The organism is Pseudomonas sp. Irchel 3F3 (assembly GCF_900187545.1).
In the GTDB taxonomy this organism is placed as follows: Bacteria; Pseudomonadota; Gammaproteobacteria; order Pseudomonadales; family Pseudomonadaceae; genus Aquipseudomonas; species Aquipseudomonas fortuita.
Genome location: NZ_FYDS01000002.1, coordinates 480,239 through 501,769, shown reverse-complemented (window position 1 = coordinate 501,769; position 21,531 = coordinate 480,239). Strand labels below are relative to the sequence as shown.

Sequence of the window (21,531 nt, the reverse complement as noted above, 5' to 3'; positions counted from 1 at the left end):
TCAAAAATTGTCTTTCCACTTGCGCATGGCAGCAAAGCATTCTTCGGCGGTTGTGATGGCCAGGCCCGCTTGGCGTTGGACAACCTCAACGATCTTCGCTTCCCGCACACGGAGGAACGGGTTAATTGCGCGTTCAACGCTAATGTAGGTAGGCAAAGTGCACTGCCCGCGATTGCGGATTTCGCTGACCTCAGCCAAGCGCTCGGCGATTTGCTGATTGCCTGGGTCGACAGCCAAAGCAAAGGGCAGGTTGGAGAGGGTGTACTCATGTGCGCAGTACACCCGCGTCTGCTCTGGGAGCACGGCAAGGCGTGCGAGCGACGTCAGCATCTGCAGCGGCGTACCCTCGAAGAGGCGCCCACAGCCGGCGCTGAACAGCGTGTCCCCGCTAAACAGCACATCCTCATCAACCAGGTGGTAGGCCAGGTGCCCGCAAGTATGGCCAGGCACCCCGATCACGCGAATGGTTCGCCCCAGTACCTGGATTGAATCACCGTCCTTCAGTGGCCGATCCCTGGCAGGGATCGGCTCGTTTGCAGGGCCATGCACGCGGAGATCGAACGCAGACTTCAGTTTCTCGACACCGCCCACATGGTCGCTATGATGGTGAGTGATCAGCACGTCGGTGAGCGCCCAGCCGGGATGCTCAGCCAACCAGGCTTGAACTGGCCCGGCATCACCTGGATCTACAACCGCACAGGCCTGGTTTGAGTGATCGAGCAGAAGCCAGATGTAGTTGTCGGTAAACGCCGTGATTGCGCAAATCTCCAGGCGGTTGTCGGCGATGGTAGTCATGCCGCATGCGTCCTCAGAGCATCGGCAATGTACTCCGCCTGACGAATCGCCAGGCTGACGATCGTCAGGGTAGGGTTCTCGGCTGCGCTGGTGGTGAACTGACTGCCATCTGAAATGAACAGATTTGGAACTTCATGGCTTTGCCCGTATTTGTTGCAAACACCATCGGCTTCCTTGTGGCTCATACGACAAGTGCCCATGTTATGAGTCGAGGGGTAGGGTGGTACGCGGTGGGTCTTCAGTGCACCGACGGCCTCATAGACCGCGCTACCTTGCTGATAGGCGTGCTCGCGCATTGCAATATCGTTGGGGTGGTCGTCGTAGTGCACGTTGGCCACAGGAATGCCAAAGCGGTCTTTGACGTTATCGCTCAGGGTAATGCGATTGGATTCCCGGGGCATGTCCTCACCGACCAGCCACATGCCAGCCAGATGCGTGTAGTTGTCCATGACGCGGGTGAAGTCGCGTCCCCAGGCGCCGGGGTTGAAGAACGCAGCCATGAAGGAAGGGCCAAGCGAGATGGTTTCCATTTCGTAGCCTCCGACAAAGCCCCTGTCGGGATTGAAGTGCACCTCGTCACCGATCAGGCCGGCCATGATGGTGCCGCGATAGAAATGCACAGGGTCCTTGAACTCTGCGAACACAGATCCGGTGGTATGGCGCATGTAGTGTTTACCGACCATCCCGGAGCCGTTGCCAATACCATGAGGGAACAATGTGCTGGTCGAATTAAGCAGTAGGCGAGGGGTTTCAATGGCATTGCCTGCGACCGCAACAAGTCGCGCTTTTTGGCGTTGCAGACGCCCTTGCGCATCTGCGTAGACCACACCGGTGGCTCGCCCTTTTGCATCGTGCTCGATCTTTACTGCGTGCGCCTGCGTACGGAGCTCGAGCTTGCCTGTGGCCTCCGCTGCCGGGATCTCGGTGTACAGCGTTGACCACTTTGCCCCCATCTTGCAGCCCTGGAAGCAAAAGCCAAGTTGCATGCACTGAGCGCGTCCTGCGCGGGCACGGCTGTTGATCGCCATGTGGCCGGTACTGCACTTTTTGTAGCCAAGCTTGCGAGCACCGTTGTACATCACCTGAAAATTGTTGTTCCCCGGTAGCCCAGGAATGTCGTTGGTGCGCGTCACGCCCATCTTGTCTTCGGCCCTTGCATAGAAGGGCTCCAGTTCAGCGAGCGTCAATGGCCAGTCGAGCAGGTTCGCATCCTTGATGTCGCCATAGGTCTGCCGCGCTCGGAATTCATGCTCCTGGAATCGAAGGCTGGCACCTGCCCAGTGAGTGGTAGTTCCACCCACCGTTTTGCAGATCCAGGCGGGGAGGTTCGGGAAGTCCTTGGCGATCTGCCAAGAGCCCGAGGTAGTACGGGTATCGCCCCAGGACAATTGCTCGAACGAGGGCCATTCGTCATTGATGAAAGTGGCAGAGGACTGGCGCTGGCCAGCCTCCAGCAGGACGACTGGAATACCCTTCTGGCACAGTTCATTGGCCAGTGTTCCACCACCCGCACCAGAGCCGATGATCACCACTACCGAGTCATCGTCAAAATTGAATGTGGTCATGTACGCATCCTCAGGAAAAGGCGGATGGGCTGGCTTCGGTAGGGGCGGCAGGTAGCCACTTCAAGTCGTTGAAGCCGCGCATCAGGTAACCGCCTTTGGGGAAAGAGGCACCTTCGTAGCCGAAGTGCTGGTAGGCGAGTTCGTTGCTGTACAGGGCATTGACCGAGACTGACCTGACCAAAGTGAAAAACGGGGTGGTCTGGATGGACTCGAGCACGGCCAATTGGCGCGGCTCATCCAGATTCAGCCAGGCGCCATCAGCTGACTTGTCCAGCTCGTTCAGACCTAGTTCAAGCAGGGGAAGAATTGATGGGTCTGTCACGGCGCGGTCGTCCAAGGCTTTGATCGCAAAGGCGTACACAGCGTCTTCCATCTGATCGTGAGGGTAGATCCGGCGCACTATAACCATCAGTCGTGCGGCTTGATCGTTGTTCAGCATTTTCATCTCAAGCGCCCAGGTTGTACTGGGGGCGAGCAGGGCGATGGGGCCGGAGGTGAAAAGCAACGTGCCCAAGAGAATTCCGCCGCTGCCTTTCAGAAAGCTACGGCGGCTGGCTTGTATATCCTGCATGCTGTTCTCCTTGTTGTTTTTATTAGGAGCCTGACATCACGGGTGCTGCTTTGTTGGGGATTGGCGTTTGCCGCGCAATATTGATAGACGACGCCCAGGCGTCTGATGCGTGTGGCTGCGTTACTGATAGTGGCCGGCGCGCTGCAACACCTCGATCTTGTAGCCATCCGGGTCCTGGATGAAGAAGAAGCGAGCGAGCAGCGCTTCACCACGCTTGAATTCCTTGATGGCGGCAGGAGAGAGCCCCATTTCGCTCAAGCGAGCGTGATGGTGATCGAGATCTTCTACTGCGAAGGCGACATGGCCATACCCACTGCCGTGGGTGTAGCCGTCTTGGCCCTTGTTCCAGGTCAGTTCGATTTCGGCGCCGCTTTGCCGGTCGCGTAGGTAGACGAGCGAGAAGTCGTCGAACTCAAGGCGGTGGGATTCCTGCAGGTCGAATGCTTGTCCGTAGAAACGCATGGAGGCATCCAGGTCACCTACACGGATCATGGTGTGAAGGAATTTCGGCATGATCAGGCTTTCCTGTGGTGTTGTTATGCACTCAGGATGGCAGTATGAGAAATTGATGGGTAATAAGTGGCTATTACGTGCGCCCCAAAAGCACAATGGACATGTGTAATAGCGGTGTATTACCCATATGCTGCTTTGGGGCGGTACCTTCAGGCGTGGGCGTATGCCCTCGACGTGACTTAGCCAGGTAAAGCCAGCGGAGGCACCATGTGTGAGCTGTATGTGAAGGCAGACCCGATCCTTTATGAATCGCGCTCGCGCTCCTTGCGCATCCGGGGCGTGGTCACCACCCTGCGTCTGGAAAACCAGTTCTGGGACATCCTGACCGAGATTGCTGCAGCGGACAGTGTCAGCACCAATCAGCTCATCGCCAAGCTGTACGAGGAGGTCATGGACTACCGCGGAGAAGTGGTGAATTTTGCCTCGTTCCTGAGGGTAAGCTGCACCCGCTACCTCAGCCAAAGGCAGGTGACCAATAGGGTGGTGCCACTTTCAATCGCAGCGGGGTAAGCCTGTTGCCCTGTGGAGCTGTGCTGCCATGTTTCCATCGCCGGTAACCGAATGGCCACAGCACATAAACTGATATTGAAATCGGTAGGCTGATCTACCTATCCGCAACGGCGTCTTCGGGCGCCGTTTTCTTCGCCCTCATTCTTGGTTCCTCAATTCAGGCCTAGCTCATAGGATCCATCCTTTCTGGTTGCATTTGCAACTAGCTTGGATTATCCCTATTGCACACCGCATGAGGAGTTTCATGGATGGACAACCTTCGCTTACAGCGTACCCCTGACACCATATCGGCCGCACAGGCCTGCATTCGCCACATCGAACGAGGCTACAAAGAAAGGGAAGGGGCGCCGGGCTCACCCCTGGGAACTGCTGTCGATATTCTCAAGCGACTTGAGACCGGCTCCAGCACCCGCGGGCAGTTTGGTTTGATCAATGATCGGATAAGCGAGCAGTTGAGCACCACGGCGATCAGCGCCTGGCCCCTTTGGTTTAGCGAGCAGTCACGTGCCGCCGAGCGCCCGCTGTTTTACATGACTCAGTCACCGACATCCGCCCAAATGTCGATGCTAACCGCCCAGGTTGCTGAGCGAGGCATCATCCTCAACGACATCGAGTCTTCGCAGTCCCGTTGGGCGAAAGGAGCGCATCCCTGGTTACCCTTGTGGTTGGCATCCAATCGCCGATGCATACCTTTCGACCCCGCGTGTGGAGATGAAGTCAAAGCTATTTGTATTGGGGCGTTGCAAGCGTTGTATGTGGAGGGAGCTCCTGGTTTTTGCTACATGACTTTGCATGACGAACCAGGGGAAGGGCGGGTATGTGATCGCTCGCAGGCTTACCTGGGAATGTATCGTTTGTCTGAGGGTGTCGACGAAGAAGTATCTGTTCGGCTGCTAGGTGCTGGGTCGATGCTTAGCGAGGTATGTGCAGCCGCCGAGCTGCTGCGAGCGGAGTGGGGGATCAAAGCCGAGGTATGGAGTTGCCCGAGCTATACCAAACTTGCCCGGGACGCAGAAAGGCGAGCTCGTCTTCAACGGTTGCGTAGAGAAGAGAACCTGCCCAACTGCCATCTTCAACTCTGTCTTGGCACGGCAGACACGCCTGTCATCGCGGTGACGGGGTACGATGAATTCGTGGCTGCGCAACTTGCTGCACATGTCACTGCGCCGTTCACGGCTTTGGGTGCGGATAGCCTGGAGCCTAGCCAACGCCTCAATCGTCATTGGGTAGTGTTGACCGCACTGCGCGCCTTGGTTCGCCGGGGCGTAGCCGACAGTTCTTGGGTAAGCGGGGCAGTCAGGCGTTACCGACTGGACTAATTAGCACGCCTGTTAGTGCGGGCGTTACGGCTCGCACTTTCCAGGGCTAGCGCAAACGACCTCTGTTGCTCATCACTGAACTCCGCCAGAAAAAGCTCCTCGACGGACTGTTTGTAAACCGTCCACATCCGCTTGCGAAGATCGCGACCGCTGTCGGTGATGCGAGCGATCGCACCTCGGCCGTCATCTGCCGCTTTTTTCCGCACTACCAGTCCATCCTTTTCCAGGCGATCAACCAGGCGGGTAAGGTTGTAACGCTCGATGGCCATCACGTCGGCCAGTTCATGCATGCGACGGGCACCATCCTCCCCACTTTCGATTCCCCACAGCGCGTCGTACCAGGCATAGGGCGGCAGGTTCTCTTCAGCCAGGCGACGTTCGATTTCCCGGATGAGGCAGCGATGCGCACGAATGAAGTTGTACCAGAGGTCTGGCGTGGGGGTGGTCATGACGTCTCCAGAACGAGGTTGTTATTGCAGTTGCAATCATAGCTCGATTGACGATAGATTCAATTGCAAATGCAACAAGGTGCTGGTTGAACAACGACCAGCCGAGCCACACAAGGAGAGTTATCGATGGCGCACAGCTACCCGCTTCGCGATGAAGATCCACAAGAGACCCGCGAATGGATTGACTCGATTGCTTCGGTCGTTGAAGTGGAGGGGCGGCCCCGGGCGCACTTCCTGATCGACCAGCTTCTCGACTTTGACGTTTCTGTACACGGAGATTTCCATGGTCGAGTGACCACGCCTTACGTGAATAGCATTGCACCGGAGCGCGAGTTGCCCTATCCAGGAGATCTCGACATTGAGAAGCGCCTCAATGCCTATATCCGCTGGAACGCACTCACCATGGTGCTCCGCGCAGGCAAGCATTCAGGCGTGGGTGGGCACATCGCGACCTATGCCTCGGCGGCGGTACTCTATGACGTTGGCTTTGACCATTTCTTCCGAGGGCGTACCGAGCGCTTCGCGGGCGATATAGTGTACATCCAGGGGCATTCGGCGCCCGGCATTTATGGCCGTGCTTACACCGAGGGCCGCCTGACCGAAGAACAGCTGGACAACTTCCGTCGTGAAACTGATCGTGACGGCGTCTCTTCTTACCCTCATCCGCGCCTGATGCCAGAGTTCTGGCAGTTCCCCACGGTCTCTATGGGCCTGGGGCCCATTACGGCCGCCTATCAGGCGCGCTTTATGCGATACCTTGAAAACCGTGGACTGAAGGAACATCAGGGCCGTAAAGTCTGGGCGTTCCTGGGCGATGGCGAGATGGATCAACCCGAATCGCTGGCGGCGATCTCCCTGGCCGGGCGGGAGAAGCTCGACAACATTATCTTCGTGGTCAACTGCAACCTGCAGCGTCTGGATGGGCCTGTTCGCGGTAACGGAAAGGTGATCCAGGAGTTTGAGAGCCTTTATCGCGCCGCTGGATGGAACGTCATCAAGGTGATCTGGGGAAGTGGCTGGGACGCCTTGCTGGCCAAGGACAAGACCGGGCTGCTTCGTCAGCGCATGATGGAGTGCGTCGACGGTGAGTATCAGACCTACAAGTCCCAGAACGGTGCTTATGTGCGTGAGCACTTTTTCGGCAAGTACACGGAGCTGCTGGACCTGGTCAGCGACATCAGCGACGAGCAGATCTGGAAGCTTGCACGTGGTGGCCATGATCCAGTCAAGGTCTATAACGCTTACGCAGCAGCAACCCGCCAAAAGGGTCGTCCCACTGTCATCCTGGCCAAAACGGTCAAAGGCTTCGGGATGGGTGAAGCGGGTGAAGGGCAGAACATCAATCACCAACTCAAGAAGATGGGCGCAGAGGCAGTGAAAGCCTTCAGTGATCGCTTCGGCCTGGCGTTGAGTGACGATCAGCTCGGCGAGTTGCCCTACTTGCGGCCCGACGAAGCAAGTGCGGAAGCGCGGTATCTGAAAGGGCGCCGCGAAAGTTTGGGTGGTTATGTTCCGGCTCGTTATGCACAGGTTGAGTCGTTGCAGATTCCGCCGCTGTCCGCATTAGAAGGACAGCTCAAAGGCACCGGCGACCGTTCCATTTCAACGACCATGGCGTTCGTGCGGATCCTCAGCACGCTGCTGAAAGATCCGAACATCGGCAAGCTGGTCGTCCCCATCGTGCCCGACGAATCACGCACCTTCGGTATGGAGAGTCTGTTCCGGCAGATTGGTATCCACTCTCATGTCGGTCAGCTCTACATACCTCAGGATGCCGGCACGTTGTCCTACTACAAGGAGAGTGCGGACGGGCAGATCATGCAGGAGGGCTTGAACGAATCCGGTGCCACTTCATCCTGGATAGCGGCTAGTACCTCGTACGCCAACCACGGTGTGATGACCCTACCGTTCTATATCTTCTACTCGATGTTCGGCTTCCAGCGCGTGGGCGACTTGCTGTGGGCGGCCGGCGATGCCCGTGCACGAGGTTTCTTGCTTGGTGCAACTTCAGGGCGCACCACGCTGATGGGCGAGGGCCTTCAACACGACGATGGCCACAGCCATGTGATGTCGGCTACTGTGCCGTGCTGTATTTCCTACGACCCGACATACGCCTACGAGCTGGCTGTGATCGTGCATGACGGCATGCGCCGCATGTATGTCGAGCAGGAAGACATCTATTACTACATCACCGTACTCAACGAGAACTACCCTCATCCCGACATGCCGGAAGGTGTGGAGGAGGGGATTCTCAAAGGGCTGTATCGACTGCCACTTGAGCGAGAGGTCAAGAAGGATCTGCATGTCCAGCTCATGGGCAGCGGTGCTCTCTTGCCGGAGGTCATCGCCGCTGCGCAGATCCTGGAGCGTGATTATGGCGTGAGCAGCGAAGTCTGGAGTGCCACCAGCCTGACCGAAGTGCGTCGTGAGGCACAGCAGGTTGAGCGTTGGAATCTTCTGCACCCCATGGAAGATCCGAAAGTTCCTTACCTGACCCAATTGCTGGACGGTCACGCTGGGCCGGTAGTGGTCTCCACCGACTATATGAAAATCCACGCCGACCAAATCCGCCCCTGGGTCGGAAATCGCCGCTTCGTCGCACTGGGCACCGATGGCTTCGGACAATCAGATACCCGCGAGGCGCTGCGTCGACATTTTGAAGTTGATCGGCAGTTCGTCGTGTTGGCTGCATTGAAGGCCCTGGCCGACGACGGTGTGCTTGGTCGTGATGTCGTGGCTAAAGCGCTAGCTGAGATGCAGATTGATGGTGAGAAGGTAGATCCAATCAGCGTCTGACCCGAGCGGACAAGGAGGTGATTGGCATCAGCTCCTTGTCTAGTTTTTTAACGAAGATGTGATAGCGAATTGAGTGGAAAGCCCCAAAGCCCCGTATTTCCTAGGCAAAACCGAAACGGTTAAATAGCCTGGGCTAATCCTACAGCCGCTTCTCCATTATGATGGTGCGCTCCGCCACATGAACCGCGTCGCGGATTTTCTGATAACCCAACGCGGTATAAAACTTTTCAGCTGTAATCGACGATGGCACACGTACAGCTTCAATTCCGGCGCTGGCAGCGGTTGTATGAATTACATCCATCAAGTGCCGCCCGATACCGCCTTTCTGGTGAGCTGGGTCAACAAAAACACTTCTGACGACATCACCGTCGAGACCAGCAGTGCCAATAATGTTTTCGCCCAATAAGGCAACGAAGACCCTACGCTTCGTAAGCTGCGTGGTGATGGCTTCAGGAGAAAAGCTCTGCTCAACCTGAGCGATCACGTCAGGTGGATAGTCCTTTGAATTTGACTCACGCAGGGCGGCTATAACTACGCGGCTTATTGCTGCGGCATCTCTGCTCGTAGCGGGACGAACGTGGCATTCCATGCTGAGGCCTCAATCCTGAAATGGATTACAGCTTAGCGCATCGCAATGTGCCTTTCCCGGACGCTTACTGATAAAGGCTTGCTGCACCGTTAGTGGAGCAATAAGGCACACGCATCAATGAGGTATGAGTGATTTAACATAATATGCATTATCCGAACATCCGTATTTCGTCACTGCGCCGTGAGTGCCCAGATGTTGAGCTGCACAAATCCCTGATTCATCGAAACCGGTCCTTCCGTTGATCCAGGTTAAGGTTGGTTCAAGTCGCCTTGGTTAAAATGCGGGCTCCGCACCCTCACGGGGAATCTGGCATGACCATCATCGTAACCGGTGCTGCAGGATTCATCGGCAGCAATCTCGTTCAAGCGCTCAACCAGCGCAACGAAACCGACATCATCGCCGTCGACGACCTGACCGATGGCGACAAATTCCGTAACCTGGCCGACAGTGAAATTGCCGATTACCTGGACAAAGACGATTTTCTCGATCGCTTTGCTCGCGGTGAGTTTGGCAAGGTGCGTGCTGTGCTGCACCAAGGCGCGTGTTCAAGCACCGTCGAGGCTGATGGTCGTTTCATGATGGACAACAACTACCGGTTCAGCCGTGAGTTGCTGGCGTCTGCTCAGCAGCAACAGGTCCCGCTTTTATATGCATCATCGGCAGCTGTCTATGGCGCCGGGCAGGATTTTCGCGAACAACGTGAGTGTGAGCGCCCGCTAAACGTCTATGGCTATTCCAAGTACCTGTTCGATCAACAGGTACGCCGGCATTTGATGACAGCGCGCAGCCAGGTCGTCGGGTTGCGTTATTTCAACGTGTACGGCCCACATGAACAGCACAAAGGTGCGATGGCGTCAGTCGCCCTGCATTGCTTCAATCAGTATCAGTCCCATGGAAAAGTCAGCCTGTTCGGCAGTTATGGGGACTATCCCAGCGGTGGCCATCTGCGTGATTTCGTTGCGGTGGATGATGTGGTCAAGGTCAACATGTTCTTCCTTGATCACCCACAGTTGAGCGGTATCTTCAATGTCGGTAGCGGGCGCGCCCAGTCGTTTAATGACGTCGCCCTGACGGTGATCAATCGGCTGCGCGGGTACCAGCATCAACCCCCATTGTCCTTGGAGATCGCCTTGCTGGAAGGCATTCTGGAATACGGCGAATTCCCTGAGCATTTGCGTGGCAAGTACCAGTGTTACACCTGTGCCGATCTGGAACGCTTGCGCGCTGCAGGCTACGAGGCGGCGACATTGACCGTCGAACAAGGTGTGGGCCTTTACTGTGACAGGTTGCAAGGCACTCAGGCCCCGGCACTTGACCTAGCCAGGCAGGCGACGGCTACTTGATGCGCCCTTTTATTCACCTCGCCACCTGCCTCTTTGGTTGCTTCTGAATATAACTACGCTAAATGTTCATTTAGTTTAGTTATATTCAGACCGTGCTGAACATGGCCTGCAAGATCACCATCGGTGGGTATAACTCGCTGTGATTACGGCACCGGGCGCTGGCAAGTGGCTGGTATTGTTGCTGTTCCGCATCAGCTGGCTATAGAGCGGATAATAGTACCGATTGAACAGGTTCTGTACGCCTACGCTGATCTGATCCCCTTCACTCAGTTGGTACTGGCTGATGACGTCCACCGTGGTGTAAACCTCCACCCTGCGTCTGCCAAAACTCTCTACGCCATTGAGGCGGTAGTCCTCTGCGCCAAAGTAAGTCGCCTGCACGCGGTGGGTCCAGTCTTCGTCAGGTTTGTATTGAAGATAAGCCGTCAGCTTCAGCGGTGGAATACGGTAGCCCGTCATGTCTTGCCAATCGCCTCCGTCCGGTTGCTCGCGCCCTTTCATCCAGGTGAAGCTCCCCCCTGCCCCCCAATGCTCGTGGCGGGTCAGCCAGTCGGCACTGCCCTCAACACCGTAGATCCGTTCCTGGGTGCGCGTGAGGATCAGGCCATTGTTGAAGCTTTGCACATCCCCCAATTTGGAAGTGGTATAGAAAATGGCCAGCGATGCCAGGGTCTGCTCGCCCAGGTCGCCGCGCCAGCCGAGTTCGTAGTTGTTGGTCTTGACCGGTTCCAGATTGGAAGATCCGACCTCGAAGTCCCGCCGCGCATTACGCAATTGCACGCCAATGTCGGGCAGTTGGAAGCCTTGGCTGAAGGCGGCATATATCGCCTGTCCGCTGACCGGCGAGTAAGTCAGGCTGATATTGGAAAGCAGCGCATCGTAATGCACCTTGCCGCCTTCCACCGTGGCTGGGCTCGCTGCAGTCGATTCGGACAGCGGCACGAAGTCCCCGTATTTAGCAGTGGCATATTCATAACGCACGCCGCCCTCCATTGACCACTGCTCGGTGAAGCGGTGCTGCAACTGTGCAAATGCGCCTACGCTGCGGGACGTCAGGTCTGGCATGTACGTCAACTTGCCGATCTTGTTGAACACCGCCCCACCGCTCGCATCGAATTCCTGCGGGTCGAAGATATCGATGGGCATGTCGCTGCGCTCCTGGTTGAAGTCGCCACCCCATAACACCTCGGTATCCGAGCCGCCTAACGGGGTTCGCAGCGTGATGCGGCTACCAAAGACTTCACTGTTTTGCATGACTTGATCGACATTGCGCCCGCGGGTGGCCACGCCTCGCGCATCGAATGGTGTGAAGCGGGTGAAATAGTCGCGATAGTAAAGCTGGGTGTCGAGTGTGCCTCCGAGCACCTCTGTGTGGGCATACTGAAGATTCACTAATGTGTTCTTGATCTGGTTTTGCTCGTCGAGTGACAACCCGGACAACGGTTGCGCAGGGACTGAACCCGGCGGCAACCGGCTGACCGAGGGGTCGGCGGTATAGTCACTGTCCTGCTCGGCGGTGTAGTGGCTAAGCGAAAGCTGAACGCGCTGTTGCTCATCAATGCGCCAGCCGAATTTGCCGCCAATGTTGTAAGTGTTGGAATCAAACAGGTCGCCTTGGCTCGGCTCGGGCGCAATACGATGCCCTTTGGCGTCGTAAGAGGCGCCGATATGGCGTGCACCGAAATCAAGCGCGTAATCCAAGGCCCCTTGTGAGCCGGCAACATGGTGCTGTAACTGCCCTCCCAGGCCATCGCTGTCCATCTGGCTCAAGGGCGACACGCCGGTCAACGTAGTTTCGGCCATTGCTTCACCGCCGGCTGGCCGCGTGGTGATAGAGATGATCCCGCCCGTTGCACCGGCGCCGTAGATAGCACTGCTGCCGCGAATCACCTCGATGCGCTCGATCAATGCCGGGTCGATGTTGGCCAGGTTACGCGAGGAGTCACGGTTGGTGTTCAGGGGCACGCCATCGACCAGGACCAGCATCGTACGTCCACGCAGGGTTTGCCCATAATCGGTGATGGTTCGGCTTGAATCGGCCATCCCCGGGATGCTCTTGGCCAGTAACGTCGCCAAACCATCAGAGCCTTGGCGCAGTTGCTTCAGTTGCTCTCGCTCGATGACATTTACCTGGCGAGCCTGCGCTACCACGTTGCTGGAAAGCCGAGAGGACGTGATCTCCACGTTGGCCAGCTCCACCGTACTGCTGGTTGAAGCCAGCCCCCTGCCCATCATGGCATCGTTTGGCGGCACAACAATGAAGGTACGCTCGTCACGCGCCTTGCCGACCAGCCCGCTGTGCTCAAGCACATGCTCCAGCGCCTGCTCCAGTGTGTAACGCCCTTGCAGCGCCGGCGCCTGCTTCCCCGCAGTCAGTTCACTGGAAAACAGCACCTGGGCGCCCGCCTGGCGAGCCACGGCATTCAATGAGCGCTCCAGTGTTGATGCGGGAACATTGAATTCAACCACCACCAACGCTTGTGCGTGCGACCATTGGCTGGCCATCAGGGTGCTGGTCAAGACCGATACGTGCCAAGGTGCACGCAGGAAGAGCTGACTCACTTTTATTCTCCAAGAGATGGGTACAAAGTGATAGCCGCCTCCCAGCGGTCGCAACCCTACCTCGTTGGCGAATTATTTTTTGCCCCTTTGGGGTGAATGCGCAGGTTTGCGCCTTCCCTGGTGACCTTTACCGGAAGAATTTCAGGCAGCAGCGCCAGCAAGGTTTCGGCTTGGTCGCTGTTGAAAACACCTGAAACCGGCAAGCGCCCTACTTCAGGCCCCACCAGCTCGACCGGCTGGGCGTAGTAACGTTGCAGTGCGGCAACGACCTCAACCAGTGGTGTGCCTTCGAACACCCATCGGCTTTGCTGCCATGCAATCGCGTCTTCGACACTGCTCTTGACCACGTCAGCGGGGATGCCGTTGTGGACGAGCAACTGCTGCCCGGCCAGCAGCTGCGAGGTACGGTCCAAGGCGCGCCCTTTGACTTCCACCTGGCCTTGGGCAACAGTCACCCGGACATCATCCGAGTATCTATTGACGTTGAATCGGGTGCCGACCACACGTATAGCGGCAGTGCCTGCATCGACCAGAAACGGCCGATACAGCATGGGCGAAACGGCGAACAGTGCCTGGCCCCGTACCAACTCAATGTTCCGACTACGCAAATGCCAGCTCACGCGCACCTCGCTGCCACCGTCCAGCTTGATCTGGCTGCCATCGGCCAACTGCACCGACTGGCGTTGCCCCACCTGGGTGACATAGTGCTCGTTGCGGTACGCAGGGTTCTGCCACACAGCACCTGCCACCAGGGCCAACACCAGCAACGAGACTGCCTTGGTGCTTTTGCGAGGCTTTCTGGCAGGTGGCGGGCTGGGTAGAGGGAAACGCAGCTTCAAGTCCTCGCGACACGTGGCCAGCGCATCATCGACTGCGGCATCGTTTTTATCGCGTAGACGGCTCACGGTGCCCCCTCGCTTTGCAGATATTCACGGCAAGCGATCATACCAAGGCGCAAATGCTTTTCTACCGTTTTCAGGGAAATGCCCAGGCGCTCTGCGACCTCGGCCTGCGGTATCTGGTGCAACTTGTGCATGATGAATACTGCCTGGCAGCGAGGAGGCAATCGGGAAATGGCGGCAACCAGTTTGTCCAGTGTCTTCGCGGCATCGACCTGGCGCTCCTGTGGTGGTGCACTGCAGGCGACTTCAGGCAGCTCGGCCAGTGTGATGATCACGTTGCCCCGCCGGCGCTCGCGACGACAATGCGAAACCGCATTGTCATGGGCGATCTTGCATAACAGCGCCAAGGGCTGCCGCACCCCTTCTCGCTCGTCATCCTCCAGCAACTGCACGCAAAGGTCATGAACGACTTCACGCGCGAAGACCCGTTCACCGAAGCGCCGGCGCACATGGTCGACCAAGTCGTCGTAATGACGGATCAAGGTGGCGAGCAATGATGGCTTTGGAGGATCTGCCTGCACGATAGCGTTGAACACAAAGGAAATGAGATGCAAGTATAAATGGGAATGCATGTCATTCAAAAGCGAAAGACGCTCGCTCAGCTGAGCATCCGCACCGCACTCGCCGCCTCACACGCCATGCGCAAATCTTCCCCCGCAAGCAACTGCTGGTAATGCGCCTTCAACGCCTGCTCCCACCCCGCCACTTCTTCCAGTAGCTGCTCGGCCTGCTCCCGCGTCAGGGCAAAGTGAGCGTGGTGACTGAGCAGGTTTGCGCGGCTGATCTGGCGGCCTTCACGGCCAACAGCCATGGCCAAGGTCTGGGCCGGCCCTTCCTCGAGCATCGGCAGTACGTCGTACATCGGTGACAGACGCCACCCGCCGGCCACCCAGATCACCGCATGGTTGCGTGGATGGTCGTCAGAGTTCCCCACCAGGGCGTTGTAGCACATGCGCTTGAACAGCTCCTGCAGATCAGCGTCGGGCACACCCCGCCGGCGCATTTCATCGGCTACTGCGGCGTAGCGCCAATCCCGGTGGTGTGCGCCGTTCCATTCCGAGTTCAGCAGGGTCAATGCGCTGAGCATGGGAATGCGCCGGGCGCCCTGTGCAATCGGCGTGCGGTCGAAGCGCTCGATCAGCAAGGTTGAAGGGTTTTCGGCATGCAACGCGGTTTTTGCGACGTTCAAGCCTTGCCCTGCTGCAAAGGTCATGCAGGCATATTCGATCGAGGGCAGGTCGTAGTGATCGAAGCGATCACGGGGCTTGGCCAGAATCAGCATACCGTTGTCCTGCAGCGTACGTTTTGGGCGCGCGCCGCCCAGGGCGGAACGCTGCTGGCGTACGTTGAGGGTTGCCACCGACTCGGCGTCGAGCTGGCCGTCGTACACCGCTTCGCACGCGGCGACGAATTTCGCCAGGCCTTTCAAGGTGGGTACCGCACCATCGCCCAGGCCAGGTGCGGGCGTGGTTGCGCCGCCGGCCATCAGGTTGCCGACGCGGTCGTTGTTCGGTGACTTAAGCAAGAAATCGAGCGTGCCCAGTTCCTGGCCGTACGCCCGATGCAGCAGCCGCTCACCCCAGCCATCAGGCATGGCGTCATTGATGAAGCCGGGTATGCCGCGGTTCTTGGCGATCCCCGTATAGGGCTCGGCACGCAGGGGGTAATTGATCGGGTCGGGTACCCAGCCACCTCGCGCCACATGGTCAGGCGCATAGAGGAACTCACCGACCTTGTCTTTTAGGGTCAGCCGGCCAAGGGTGATGACCTCAGCTGTGTCGGGGTGCTCCATATAGATGTAGGCACGGGACATCAGAATTCCTCAGGCTTGGGTTTTGCCAGCCGCACGCGGCGGGATGCGAGGCGCTGGTGGGCATCGTCGTCATCACTGAAACGGGTGATCTGGGAGGTTTTTTCAATGCCTTCCAGCGAGGCGAAGACCGTGTCGCTGATACCCAGGCGCCATAACACCAGCATGAACGAACGCAGGTCCACGCGCGCGGAGCCGCCTTCGATCTTGCGAAGGTTATGCGCGGAGACGCCGATTGCTACCGTGAGGTCTGTTTGGCGTAAACCGAGCGACAAACGCTTTGCCTTGACCAGAAGCCCTATTTTATTAAGGGTATCGGCGCAGGCGACGGGAAAAAAGTCATCCATAAAGTCAACCAGCACTAATATTAAGTTGTATAAGGTAAACCATAGCACGCTTTAAAGGTTTTCACGATAAAGATAACACGCACCACCATAAGCCTTAAGTGTCATAAAGATCGTTATGGTTAACCTTATATTTGGGTATTTACGGCCTGGTTACCCGTGTACGCGATGCTGGGCAGGCCAGAAACCCGACTATGCTGGAAGCAGCCCAACCTCGGGTCGCAGGGGAGCGAAGCATGAGGATCATGCGTGGATGCAGGCAAGCGTGTTGGCTGGCTCTGGCGCTACAGATGCTGTGCTCAACCCTCCTACATGCAGAGGGCCTGGAGCCTTCAGCGACGCCAGCCGGTGCTGCAACGCCTGAACCTGCAGCGCTGCAAATCATCAACCGCACGGTATTTGTCTTTCGTGCCACCTTGCTGGGTGAAACACCACAGGTTCGAGCCCTTCGGGCCAAGTCGGCCATTGAAGAGGCGTTGCAGGATGAAGATGACCAGGGCATTAGAATCGACTCTATCCTGAACAGTTACCTGGTACTGCTGGGCGATCGCCGCGCGTTCATCGTCACACCGCAGGACGCCGCCGCCAACGATATCACCGCGCGCGAAGCCGCCGAGCTGGCCGCAGAGAACCTGCGCCTGGTGGTCGAGGAAACACGCCAGGCGCGCAGCGTGCGCTTTCTGCTCAATGCTGTCGGCTATTCGGCGGCGGCCACCTTGCTGTTCATGCTTCTGGCCAAGGGCGCGCGAGGTGTGCGGCGCAAGCTTTTGGGGCTGTTGCCCAGACTGATGGGCAAGCACTCCGAGCGTTTCAGGGTGGGTCAAACACCCCTGTTCGACCTGCAGAACCTCTACTACCTGGCCGATCGTTCGCTGTGGCTGGTGTACTGGCTGGTGCTGCTATTGCTCTGCTACCAATGGCTGGGCTTCGTACTGTCGCAGTTCCCCTATACCCGGGCGTGGGGTGAAAGCCTGAATGTCTACCTGATGGCGCTGCTCGGCTACCTGGTCAGCGGTATCCTTCACGCCATCCCTGGGCTTGCCGTTGCCCTGTCGATTTTCTTCATTGCCCGCGGTATCAGCGCGTTTTCCAAACGGGTGCTGCGGCGCATGGCACGGCCGGGCACGTTGAAGTGGCTTACCGAAGAAACCCTGCAGCCCACCATGCGGCTGACGTCATTGGCGATCTGGCTGTTCGCCCTGGTGATGGCCTACCCGTACCTGCCTGGCTCAGGTACCGATGCGTTCAAGGGCCTGTCGGTACTGCTCGGGCTGATGATCTCGCTCGGGGCCACCAGTGTCGTCGGCCAGGCTGCGGCCGGGCTGATTCTCACCTATACAAGGACGCTGCGCGCCGGTGAGTTCGTGCGCGTGGGCGACTACGAAGGCACGGTGACCGAGGTGGGCATATTCACCACCACCATCCGCACCGGCCTTGGCGAGGTGCTCACGCTGCCCAATTCCATGATCACGGGCACCGTGACGAAAAACTACTCACGCATCGTCGAGGGGCCAGGCTATGTGGTCGATACGGTGGTGACCATCGGCTACGACACGCCGTGGCGGCAGGTCGAAGCCATGTTGCTGGAGGCGGCCCGGCGTACCGATGGCGTACTGGCAAAACCCGAACCCCAGGTGTTCCAGACGGCGCTGTCGGATTTTTATCCGGAGTACCGCCTGGTGGCCCAGGCCATTCCGTCGCTGCCCAGGCCACGCGCCCTCCTCCTCAGCCTGCTGCACGCCAATATCCAGGACGTTTTCAACGAGTACGGCGTGCAGATCATGTCGCCCCACTACCTCGGCGACCCGCTGCAGGCCAAGTGGGTGCCAAGGGAGCAGTGGTACGCCGACCCTGCCAAGCCAGAACATCCGCAACCACCCAGCAAGCCTTGAAAGGGAATATCGCCGGCTTCAGCCCAAACCACCAAACCGCTTGTAGAAGCTCTCGTTGACATCCGGCAGCGGCCCATCCGCCGTCTCCAGCGCGGTCCCCAGCCACGCTTCGGCCTTGTCCCACACCAGCCGATAGAGGTTACGGCACAACTGGCGAGCAGCCCTGCCTTCCCAGTCCCCAGGCAGCAGCTCATCCGGCAACTGCGGGTCACGCAGCAGCAGCCGGCGGTACTCGTGGATCAACAAGGTCCGTGCCAGGAAGCAGTCCTGGGCATCGAGCTCTTTCTGCTCCTTGAGCGCCTGCCACAGCGGCCGGAACAAGCGGATGAATTCGCTGTAGTGCTCGCCCAGTTCCTGGATCCGCCAGCTCTCCCGCACCTGGGCGCGCATGGCCTTGGAGGCCAGTACTTGCTGGGTGTGGGTTTCGAAGACGATGCTGTCGTCAGTGGCGTCCAGCTCGCGCAAGGTGGTCGCCAGGTCGGCACGATCAGCGCGCGGGCAGCCGAGTACGTTCGGGGCGATGGCGCCGTAGCCTTGCCACTCCAGTTCTTCGCGCACGGCCTTGCGCTTGCTGGCCTCCAGCTGCGACAGCAACACCAGCGTCCAGGCGCCGTCCCAGGCGGGCAGGCTCGCACTGTAAACGCGCTTGAAGGCTTTTTCGAAACGGCGCCGGCCCGTGCCGGTGAGGCTGTAATAGCTGCGCCGGCCGACTTTTTCGGCGGTCAGCCAGCCTTCCTTGGTCAGGCGAAAGATCGACGTGCGGATCAACCGCTCGTTGATACCTATCGGCTCCAGCAGGTTGATCAGGCTACCCAGCCAGACGGTCCCGCCGTGAGGCTCGATGGCATCGCCGTACAGCGTGATGATCAGCGAGCTGGCGCGGATTGGCGTCTGCTCCTGAAAGCGGGTGATCAAATGGTTCAGTGGTGCAAGATTGCTCATGGGCGAACTGTGCGCGGATAAAGCACCGACTATACCTGTGCGGCGGGCCGCCTGGCCAATGCGGGTGGCTGTCAGGCTCATGCGCTTGCCTGGCCTTTGGGCCTGAAGCCGGTGTCTTCCATACGCGGGCGCCCCACTTCTGCCTCGGCCAGCGGCGGGCATTCGACCATGCTGGTCATGCAGCGCTGCGTCAGTTCCTGGTACTGCGCAGTGCCGGCCTGCTTCCAGGCCAGCTCCTGATCGGTCAACGGGCGCTTTACCAGCGCTGGCGAACCCATCACCAGGCTCTGAGCCGCACATTCGAAGCCGGCCTTGACGAAAGCGGTGGCCGCAACGATGCAGCCTGGCGCTACGTGGGCGCCATCCATGACCACTGCGTTCATGCCGATCAAGGCGTCTTCGCCCACGCGGCATCCGTGCAGCACGGCGCCATGGCCGATGTGCCCGTTGCGCTCTACTACGGTGTCACCACCCGGGAAGCCATGCATCACGCAGGTGTCCTGAAGGTTGGCGCCCTCCTCTAGCACGATGCGGCCGAAGTCGCCCCTGAGCGATGCCAAGGGGCCTATGTAGCAACGAGGGCCGACGATGACATCGCCGATCAGTACTGCACTTGGGTGCACGTAGGCGGTCGGGTGAACCACGGGCGTCAGGCCGTCCAGTCGATAGCAAGGCATGCGAACTCCAGAAATGATTTGAAATGGCACCTGATCTTGTATCACAAGGAAATTTCTCGTCAAACGCCATCGCTGTGTATCACTTTATATCTGCTTGGATCGGCAGGCGAAAACACTCGATAATCAGTTAAAAATCGACATTATACGGTTTAAAAGTCCTTAATCGTAACGATTGAAATAGTTAAAGATCTCATTAAAGAGATACGATATGGCATTTTTGATGTTGATTTCGTGTATCGCATAATGCATATACTGGGCTCACCTGTTCGTGACCCAGCATCACGACCCTGCAAACAATTCCAAGAAATGCCGGCCCCACGATGTGCCGTGCGTGCAGCCAGAGGACCCCGACATGCCGCGATATCTCAATGTGCAGGCGCCGGAAAACGGCGTTCAGCTCATCACCTTGCAACGGCCAGAGACTCTCAACGCCCTGTGTACCGAGCTACTGGCAGAGCTGGCCACTGCACTGGATACAGCCGCCCAAGATGATCAGACCGCTGCGGTGGTGGTCACTGGCAACCGCAAGGCATTCGCCGCAGGCGCTGACATCCGCGAAATGGCCGAGCGCGACCTGGTCGGCATCCTCAACGATCCTCGGGTAGCCCACTGGCAGCGCATCGCCGGCTTTGCCAAGCCGCTGATTGCGGCAGTCAATGGCTATGCCTTGGGCGGTGGTTGCGAGCTGGTGATGTGCGCTGACATCGTCATCGCCGGTACCGACGCCCGTTTCGGCCAGCCGGAGATCAACCTCGGCATCATCCCCGGCGCTGGCGGCACCCAGCGCCTGTTGCGCGCCGTTGGCAAGCCATTGGCCATGCAGATGGTGCTGACCGGCGAAGCCATTAGCGCCCGTCACGCCCAGCAGGCAGGCCTGGTCAGTGAAGTGACCCAGCCCGAATTCACCGTAGAACGCGCCCTGCATGTGGCCCGCAGCATCGCCGCCAAGGCGCCGCTGGCCGTGCGCCTGGCAAAAGAGGCGCTGCTGAAGGCCGGCGATACAGACCTGGCCAGTGGCCTGCGCTTCGAACGCCATGCATTCACCCTGCTGGCCGGCACCGCCGACCGCGACGAAGGTATCCGGGCCTTCCAGGAAAAGCGCCAGGCCCGTTTCCAAGGCCGCTGATCACCTTTCCCTCGACTGACGGAGCGAGTCTGTCATGACTTTCCAGCACATCCTGTTTTCCATTGAGGACGGCGTCGCCCTCCTCTCCTTGAACCGCCCCGAGCAGCTGAACAGCTTCAACACCGCCATGCACCTGGAAGTACGCGAAGCACTCAAGCAAGTGCGCCAGAGCAGCGATGCGCGGGTGCTGTTGCTGACGGCTGAAGGCCGCGGCTTCTGCGCAGGCCAGGACCTGTCCGACCGTAACGTTGCCCCAGGCGCTGAAATGCCAGACCTGGGCGCTTCAATCGACACGTACTATAACCCGCTGGTACGCACCCTGCGCGACCTGCCACTGCCGGTAATCTGTGCGGTAAACGGTGTTGCCGCCGGGGCCGGCGCGAATATTCCGCTGGCCTGCGACCTGGTACTGGCCGCCCGCTCGGCAAGCTTCATCCAGGCATTTTGCAAAATTGGCCTGGTGCCAGACTCTGGCGGGACCTGGCTGCTGCCGCGCCTGGTCGGCATGGCACGGGCCAAAGCCTTGGCCATGCTGGGCGAACGCCTTGGCGCCGAACAGGCACAGCAATGGGGGCTGATCCATCGCGTGGTTGACGATGCTGCACTGCGTGACGAAGCCCTCACACTGGCCCGCCAGCTCGCCACCCAGCCTACCTACGGCCTGGCGTTGATCAAGCGCAGCCTCAATGCCAGTTTCGACAACGGCTTCGATGAACAACTGGAGCTTGAGCGCGACCTGCAACGCCTGGCCGGGCGCAGCGAGGACTACCGTGAAGGCGTCAGCGCCTTCATCAACAAGCGTACTCCCGCATTCAAGGGGCGCTGA

General features: G+C 58.6%; 20 protein-coding genes. 7 read left to right on the top strand and 13 right to left on the bottom strand.

All coding sequences use genetic code 11. The features are described 5' to 3' along the window. The 4 genes from gloB to CKW35_RS05725 all read right to left on the bottom strand — a co-directional run bounded on the left by gloB (position 1) and on the right by CKW35_RS05725 (position 3,444). Entirely contained in the window at positions 1 to 795 is a 795-nt protein-coding gene (gloB, locus tag CKW35_RS05740; RefSeq protein WP_095115396.1) for a hydroxyacylglutathione hydrolase, read from the bottom strand. Continuing rightward, positions 792 to 2,360, bottom strand: a complete 1,569-nt coding sequence (locus CKW35_RS05735; RefSeq protein ID WP_060517748.1) for a GMC family oxidoreductase — start codon at positions 2,358 to 2,360, stop codon at positions 792 to 794. The genes gloB and CKW35_RS05735 overlap by 4 nt, the downstream gene beginning before the upstream one ends. A gap of 10 nt (positions 2,361 to 2,370) precedes the next feature. Then, positions 2,371 to 2,931, bottom strand: a complete 561-nt coding sequence (locus CKW35_RS05730; RefSeq protein WP_095115394.1) for a tat (twin-arginine translocation) pathway signal sequence — start codon at positions 2,929 to 2,931, stop codon at positions 2,371 to 2,373. A gap of 120 nt (positions 2,932 to 3,051) precedes the next feature. After that, the gene (locus CKW35_RS05725) at positions 3,052 to 3,444 is read right to left on the bottom strand and encodes a VOC family protein (RefSeq protein ID WP_016486880.1); all 393 of its coding nucleotides are present in this window, start codon (positions 3,442 to 3,444) and stop codon (positions 3,052 to 3,054) included. A gap of 207 nt (positions 3,445 to 3,651) precedes the next feature. Between CKW35_RS05725 and CKW35_RS05720 the strand changes: the two genes are divergently transcribed. Both CKW35_RS05720 and CKW35_RS05715 read left to right on the top strand, forming a co-directional pair. Then, on the top strand, positions 3,652 to 3,954 hold the full coding sequence (locus CKW35_RS05720) for a ribbon-helix-helix domain-containing protein (RefSeq protein ID WP_016486881.1): 303 nt from the start codon (positions 3,652 to 3,654) through the stop codon (positions 3,952 to 3,954). A 248-nt stretch (positions 3,955 to 4,202) separates the two neighbouring features. Further along, positions 4,203 to 5,273 carry a hypothetical protein gene (locus CKW35_RS05715; RefSeq protein WP_016486882.1) on the top strand — a complete coding sequence of 357 codons (1,071 nt, stop codon included), beginning with the start codon at positions 4,203 to 4,205 and terminating at the stop codon, positions 5,271 to 5,273. On the opposite strand, the gene CKW35_RS05710 is transcribed toward CKW35_RS05715, so the two are convergent. After that, entirely contained in the window at positions 5,270 to 5,722 is a 453-nt protein-coding gene (locus CKW35_RS05710; RefSeq protein WP_016486883.1) for a MarR family winged helix-turn-helix transcriptional regulator, read from the bottom strand. The genes CKW35_RS05715 and CKW35_RS05710 overlap by 4 nt on opposite strands. Before the next feature lie 126 nt (positions 5,723 to 5,848). On the opposite strand from CKW35_RS05710, the gene aceE reads away from it, so the two are divergent. Next, a complete protein-coding gene (gene aceE / locus CKW35_RS05705; RefSeq protein ID WP_095115392.1) occupies positions 5,849 to 8,518 on the top strand; it encodes a pyruvate dehydrogenase (acetyl-transferring), homodimeric type in 2,670 nt (889 codons plus the stop codon). Between the two features lie 139 nt (positions 8,519 to 8,657). Here the strand turns inward: aceE and CKW35_RS05700 are convergent, their stop codons facing one another. Further along, positions 8,658 to 9,107 (bottom strand): GNAT family N-acetyltransferase, encoded by a 450-nt coding sequence (locus tag CKW35_RS05700; RefSeq protein WP_095115390.1) that lies wholly within the window; start codon positions 9,105 to 9,107, stop codon positions 8,658 to 8,660. Between the two features lie 311 nt (positions 9,108 to 9,418). Between CKW35_RS05700 and rfaD the strand changes: the two genes are divergently transcribed. After that, entirely contained in the window at positions 9,419 to 10,450 is a 1,032-nt protein-coding gene (gene rfaD / locus CKW35_RS05695; RefSeq protein WP_023048127.1) for an ADP-glyceromanno-heptose 6-epimerase, read from the top strand. Between the two features lie 114 nt (positions 10,451 to 10,564). On the opposite strand, the gene CKW35_RS05690 is transcribed toward rfaD, so the two are convergent. The 5 genes from CKW35_RS05690 to CKW35_RS05670 all read right to left on the bottom strand — a co-directional run bounded on the left by CKW35_RS05690 (position 10,565) and on the right by CKW35_RS05670 (position 16,071). Further along, positions 10,565 to 12,955: a TonB-dependent receptor gene (locus CKW35_RS05690; protein ID WP_070086407.1), complete on the bottom strand. Its 2,391-nt coding sequence runs from the start codon at positions 12,953 to 12,955 to the stop codon at positions 10,565 to 10,567. 113 nt (positions 12,956 to 13,068) lie between these two features. Beyond that, positions 13,069 to 13,917: a FecR family protein gene (locus tag CKW35_RS05685; protein WP_033731860.1), complete on the bottom strand. Its 849-nt coding sequence runs from the start codon at positions 13,915 to 13,917 to the stop codon at positions 13,069 to 13,071. Then, positions 13,914 to 14,435, bottom strand: coding sequence for an RNA polymerase sigma factor (locus CKW35_RS05680; RefSeq protein WP_031312017.1), 522 nt, complete (start codon positions 14,433 to 14,435; stop codon positions 13,914 to 13,916). The genes CKW35_RS05685 and CKW35_RS05680 overlap by 4 nt, the downstream gene beginning before the upstream one ends. A gap of 77 nt (positions 14,436 to 14,512) precedes the next feature. Beyond that, entirely contained in the window at positions 14,513 to 15,727 is a 1,215-nt protein-coding gene (locus tag CKW35_RS05675; protein ID WP_023048131.1) for a type II toxin-antitoxin system HipA family toxin, read from the bottom strand. Beyond that, positions 15,727 to 16,071 carry a helix-turn-helix domain-containing protein gene (locus CKW35_RS05670; RefSeq protein WP_016487142.1) on the bottom strand — a complete coding sequence of 115 codons (345 nt, stop codon included), beginning with the start codon at positions 16,069 to 16,071 and terminating at the stop codon, positions 15,727 to 15,729. The genes CKW35_RS05675 and CKW35_RS05670 overlap by 1 nt, the downstream gene beginning before the upstream one ends. A gap of 287 nt (positions 16,072 to 16,358) precedes the next feature. On the opposite strand from CKW35_RS05670, the gene CKW35_RS05665 reads away from it, so the two are divergent. Next, on the top strand, positions 16,359 to 17,960 hold the full coding sequence (locus CKW35_RS05665; RefSeq protein WP_016487143.1) for a mechanosensitive ion channel family protein: 1,602 nt from the start codon (positions 16,359 to 16,361) through the stop codon (positions 17,958 to 17,960). Between the two features lie 18 nt (positions 17,961 to 17,978). Here CKW35_RS05665 and paaX read toward each other — a convergent pair whose 3' ends face one another. After that, on the bottom strand, positions 17,979 to 18,902 hold the full coding sequence (paaX, locus tag CKW35_RS05660) for a phenylacetic acid degradation operon negative regulatory protein PaaX (RefSeq protein WP_175444007.1): 924 nt from the start codon (positions 18,900 to 18,902) through the stop codon (positions 17,979 to 17,981). Positions 18,903 to 18,979: 77 nt separating this feature from the next. Continuing rightward, positions 18,980 to 19,579, bottom strand: coding sequence for a phenylacetic acid degradation protein PaaY (paaY, locus tag CKW35_RS05655; RefSeq protein ID WP_016487145.1), 600 nt, complete (start codon positions 19,577 to 19,579; stop codon positions 18,980 to 18,982). A gap of 352 nt (positions 19,580 to 19,931) precedes the next feature. Between paaY and paaF the strand changes: the two genes are divergently transcribed. Beyond that, positions 19,932 to 20,705, top strand: coding sequence for a 2,3-dehydroadipyl-CoA hydratase PaaF (paaF, locus tag CKW35_RS05650; RefSeq protein WP_095115388.1), 774 nt, complete (start codon positions 19,932 to 19,934; stop codon positions 20,703 to 20,705). 34 nt (positions 20,706 to 20,739) lie between these two features. Further along, positions 20,740 to 21,531: a 2-(1,2-epoxy-1,2-dihydrophenyl)acetyl-CoA isomerase PaaG gene (gene paaG, locus CKW35_RS05645; RefSeq protein ID WP_016487148.1), complete on the top strand. Its 792-nt coding sequence runs from the start codon at positions 20,740 to 20,742 to the stop codon at positions 21,529 to 21,531.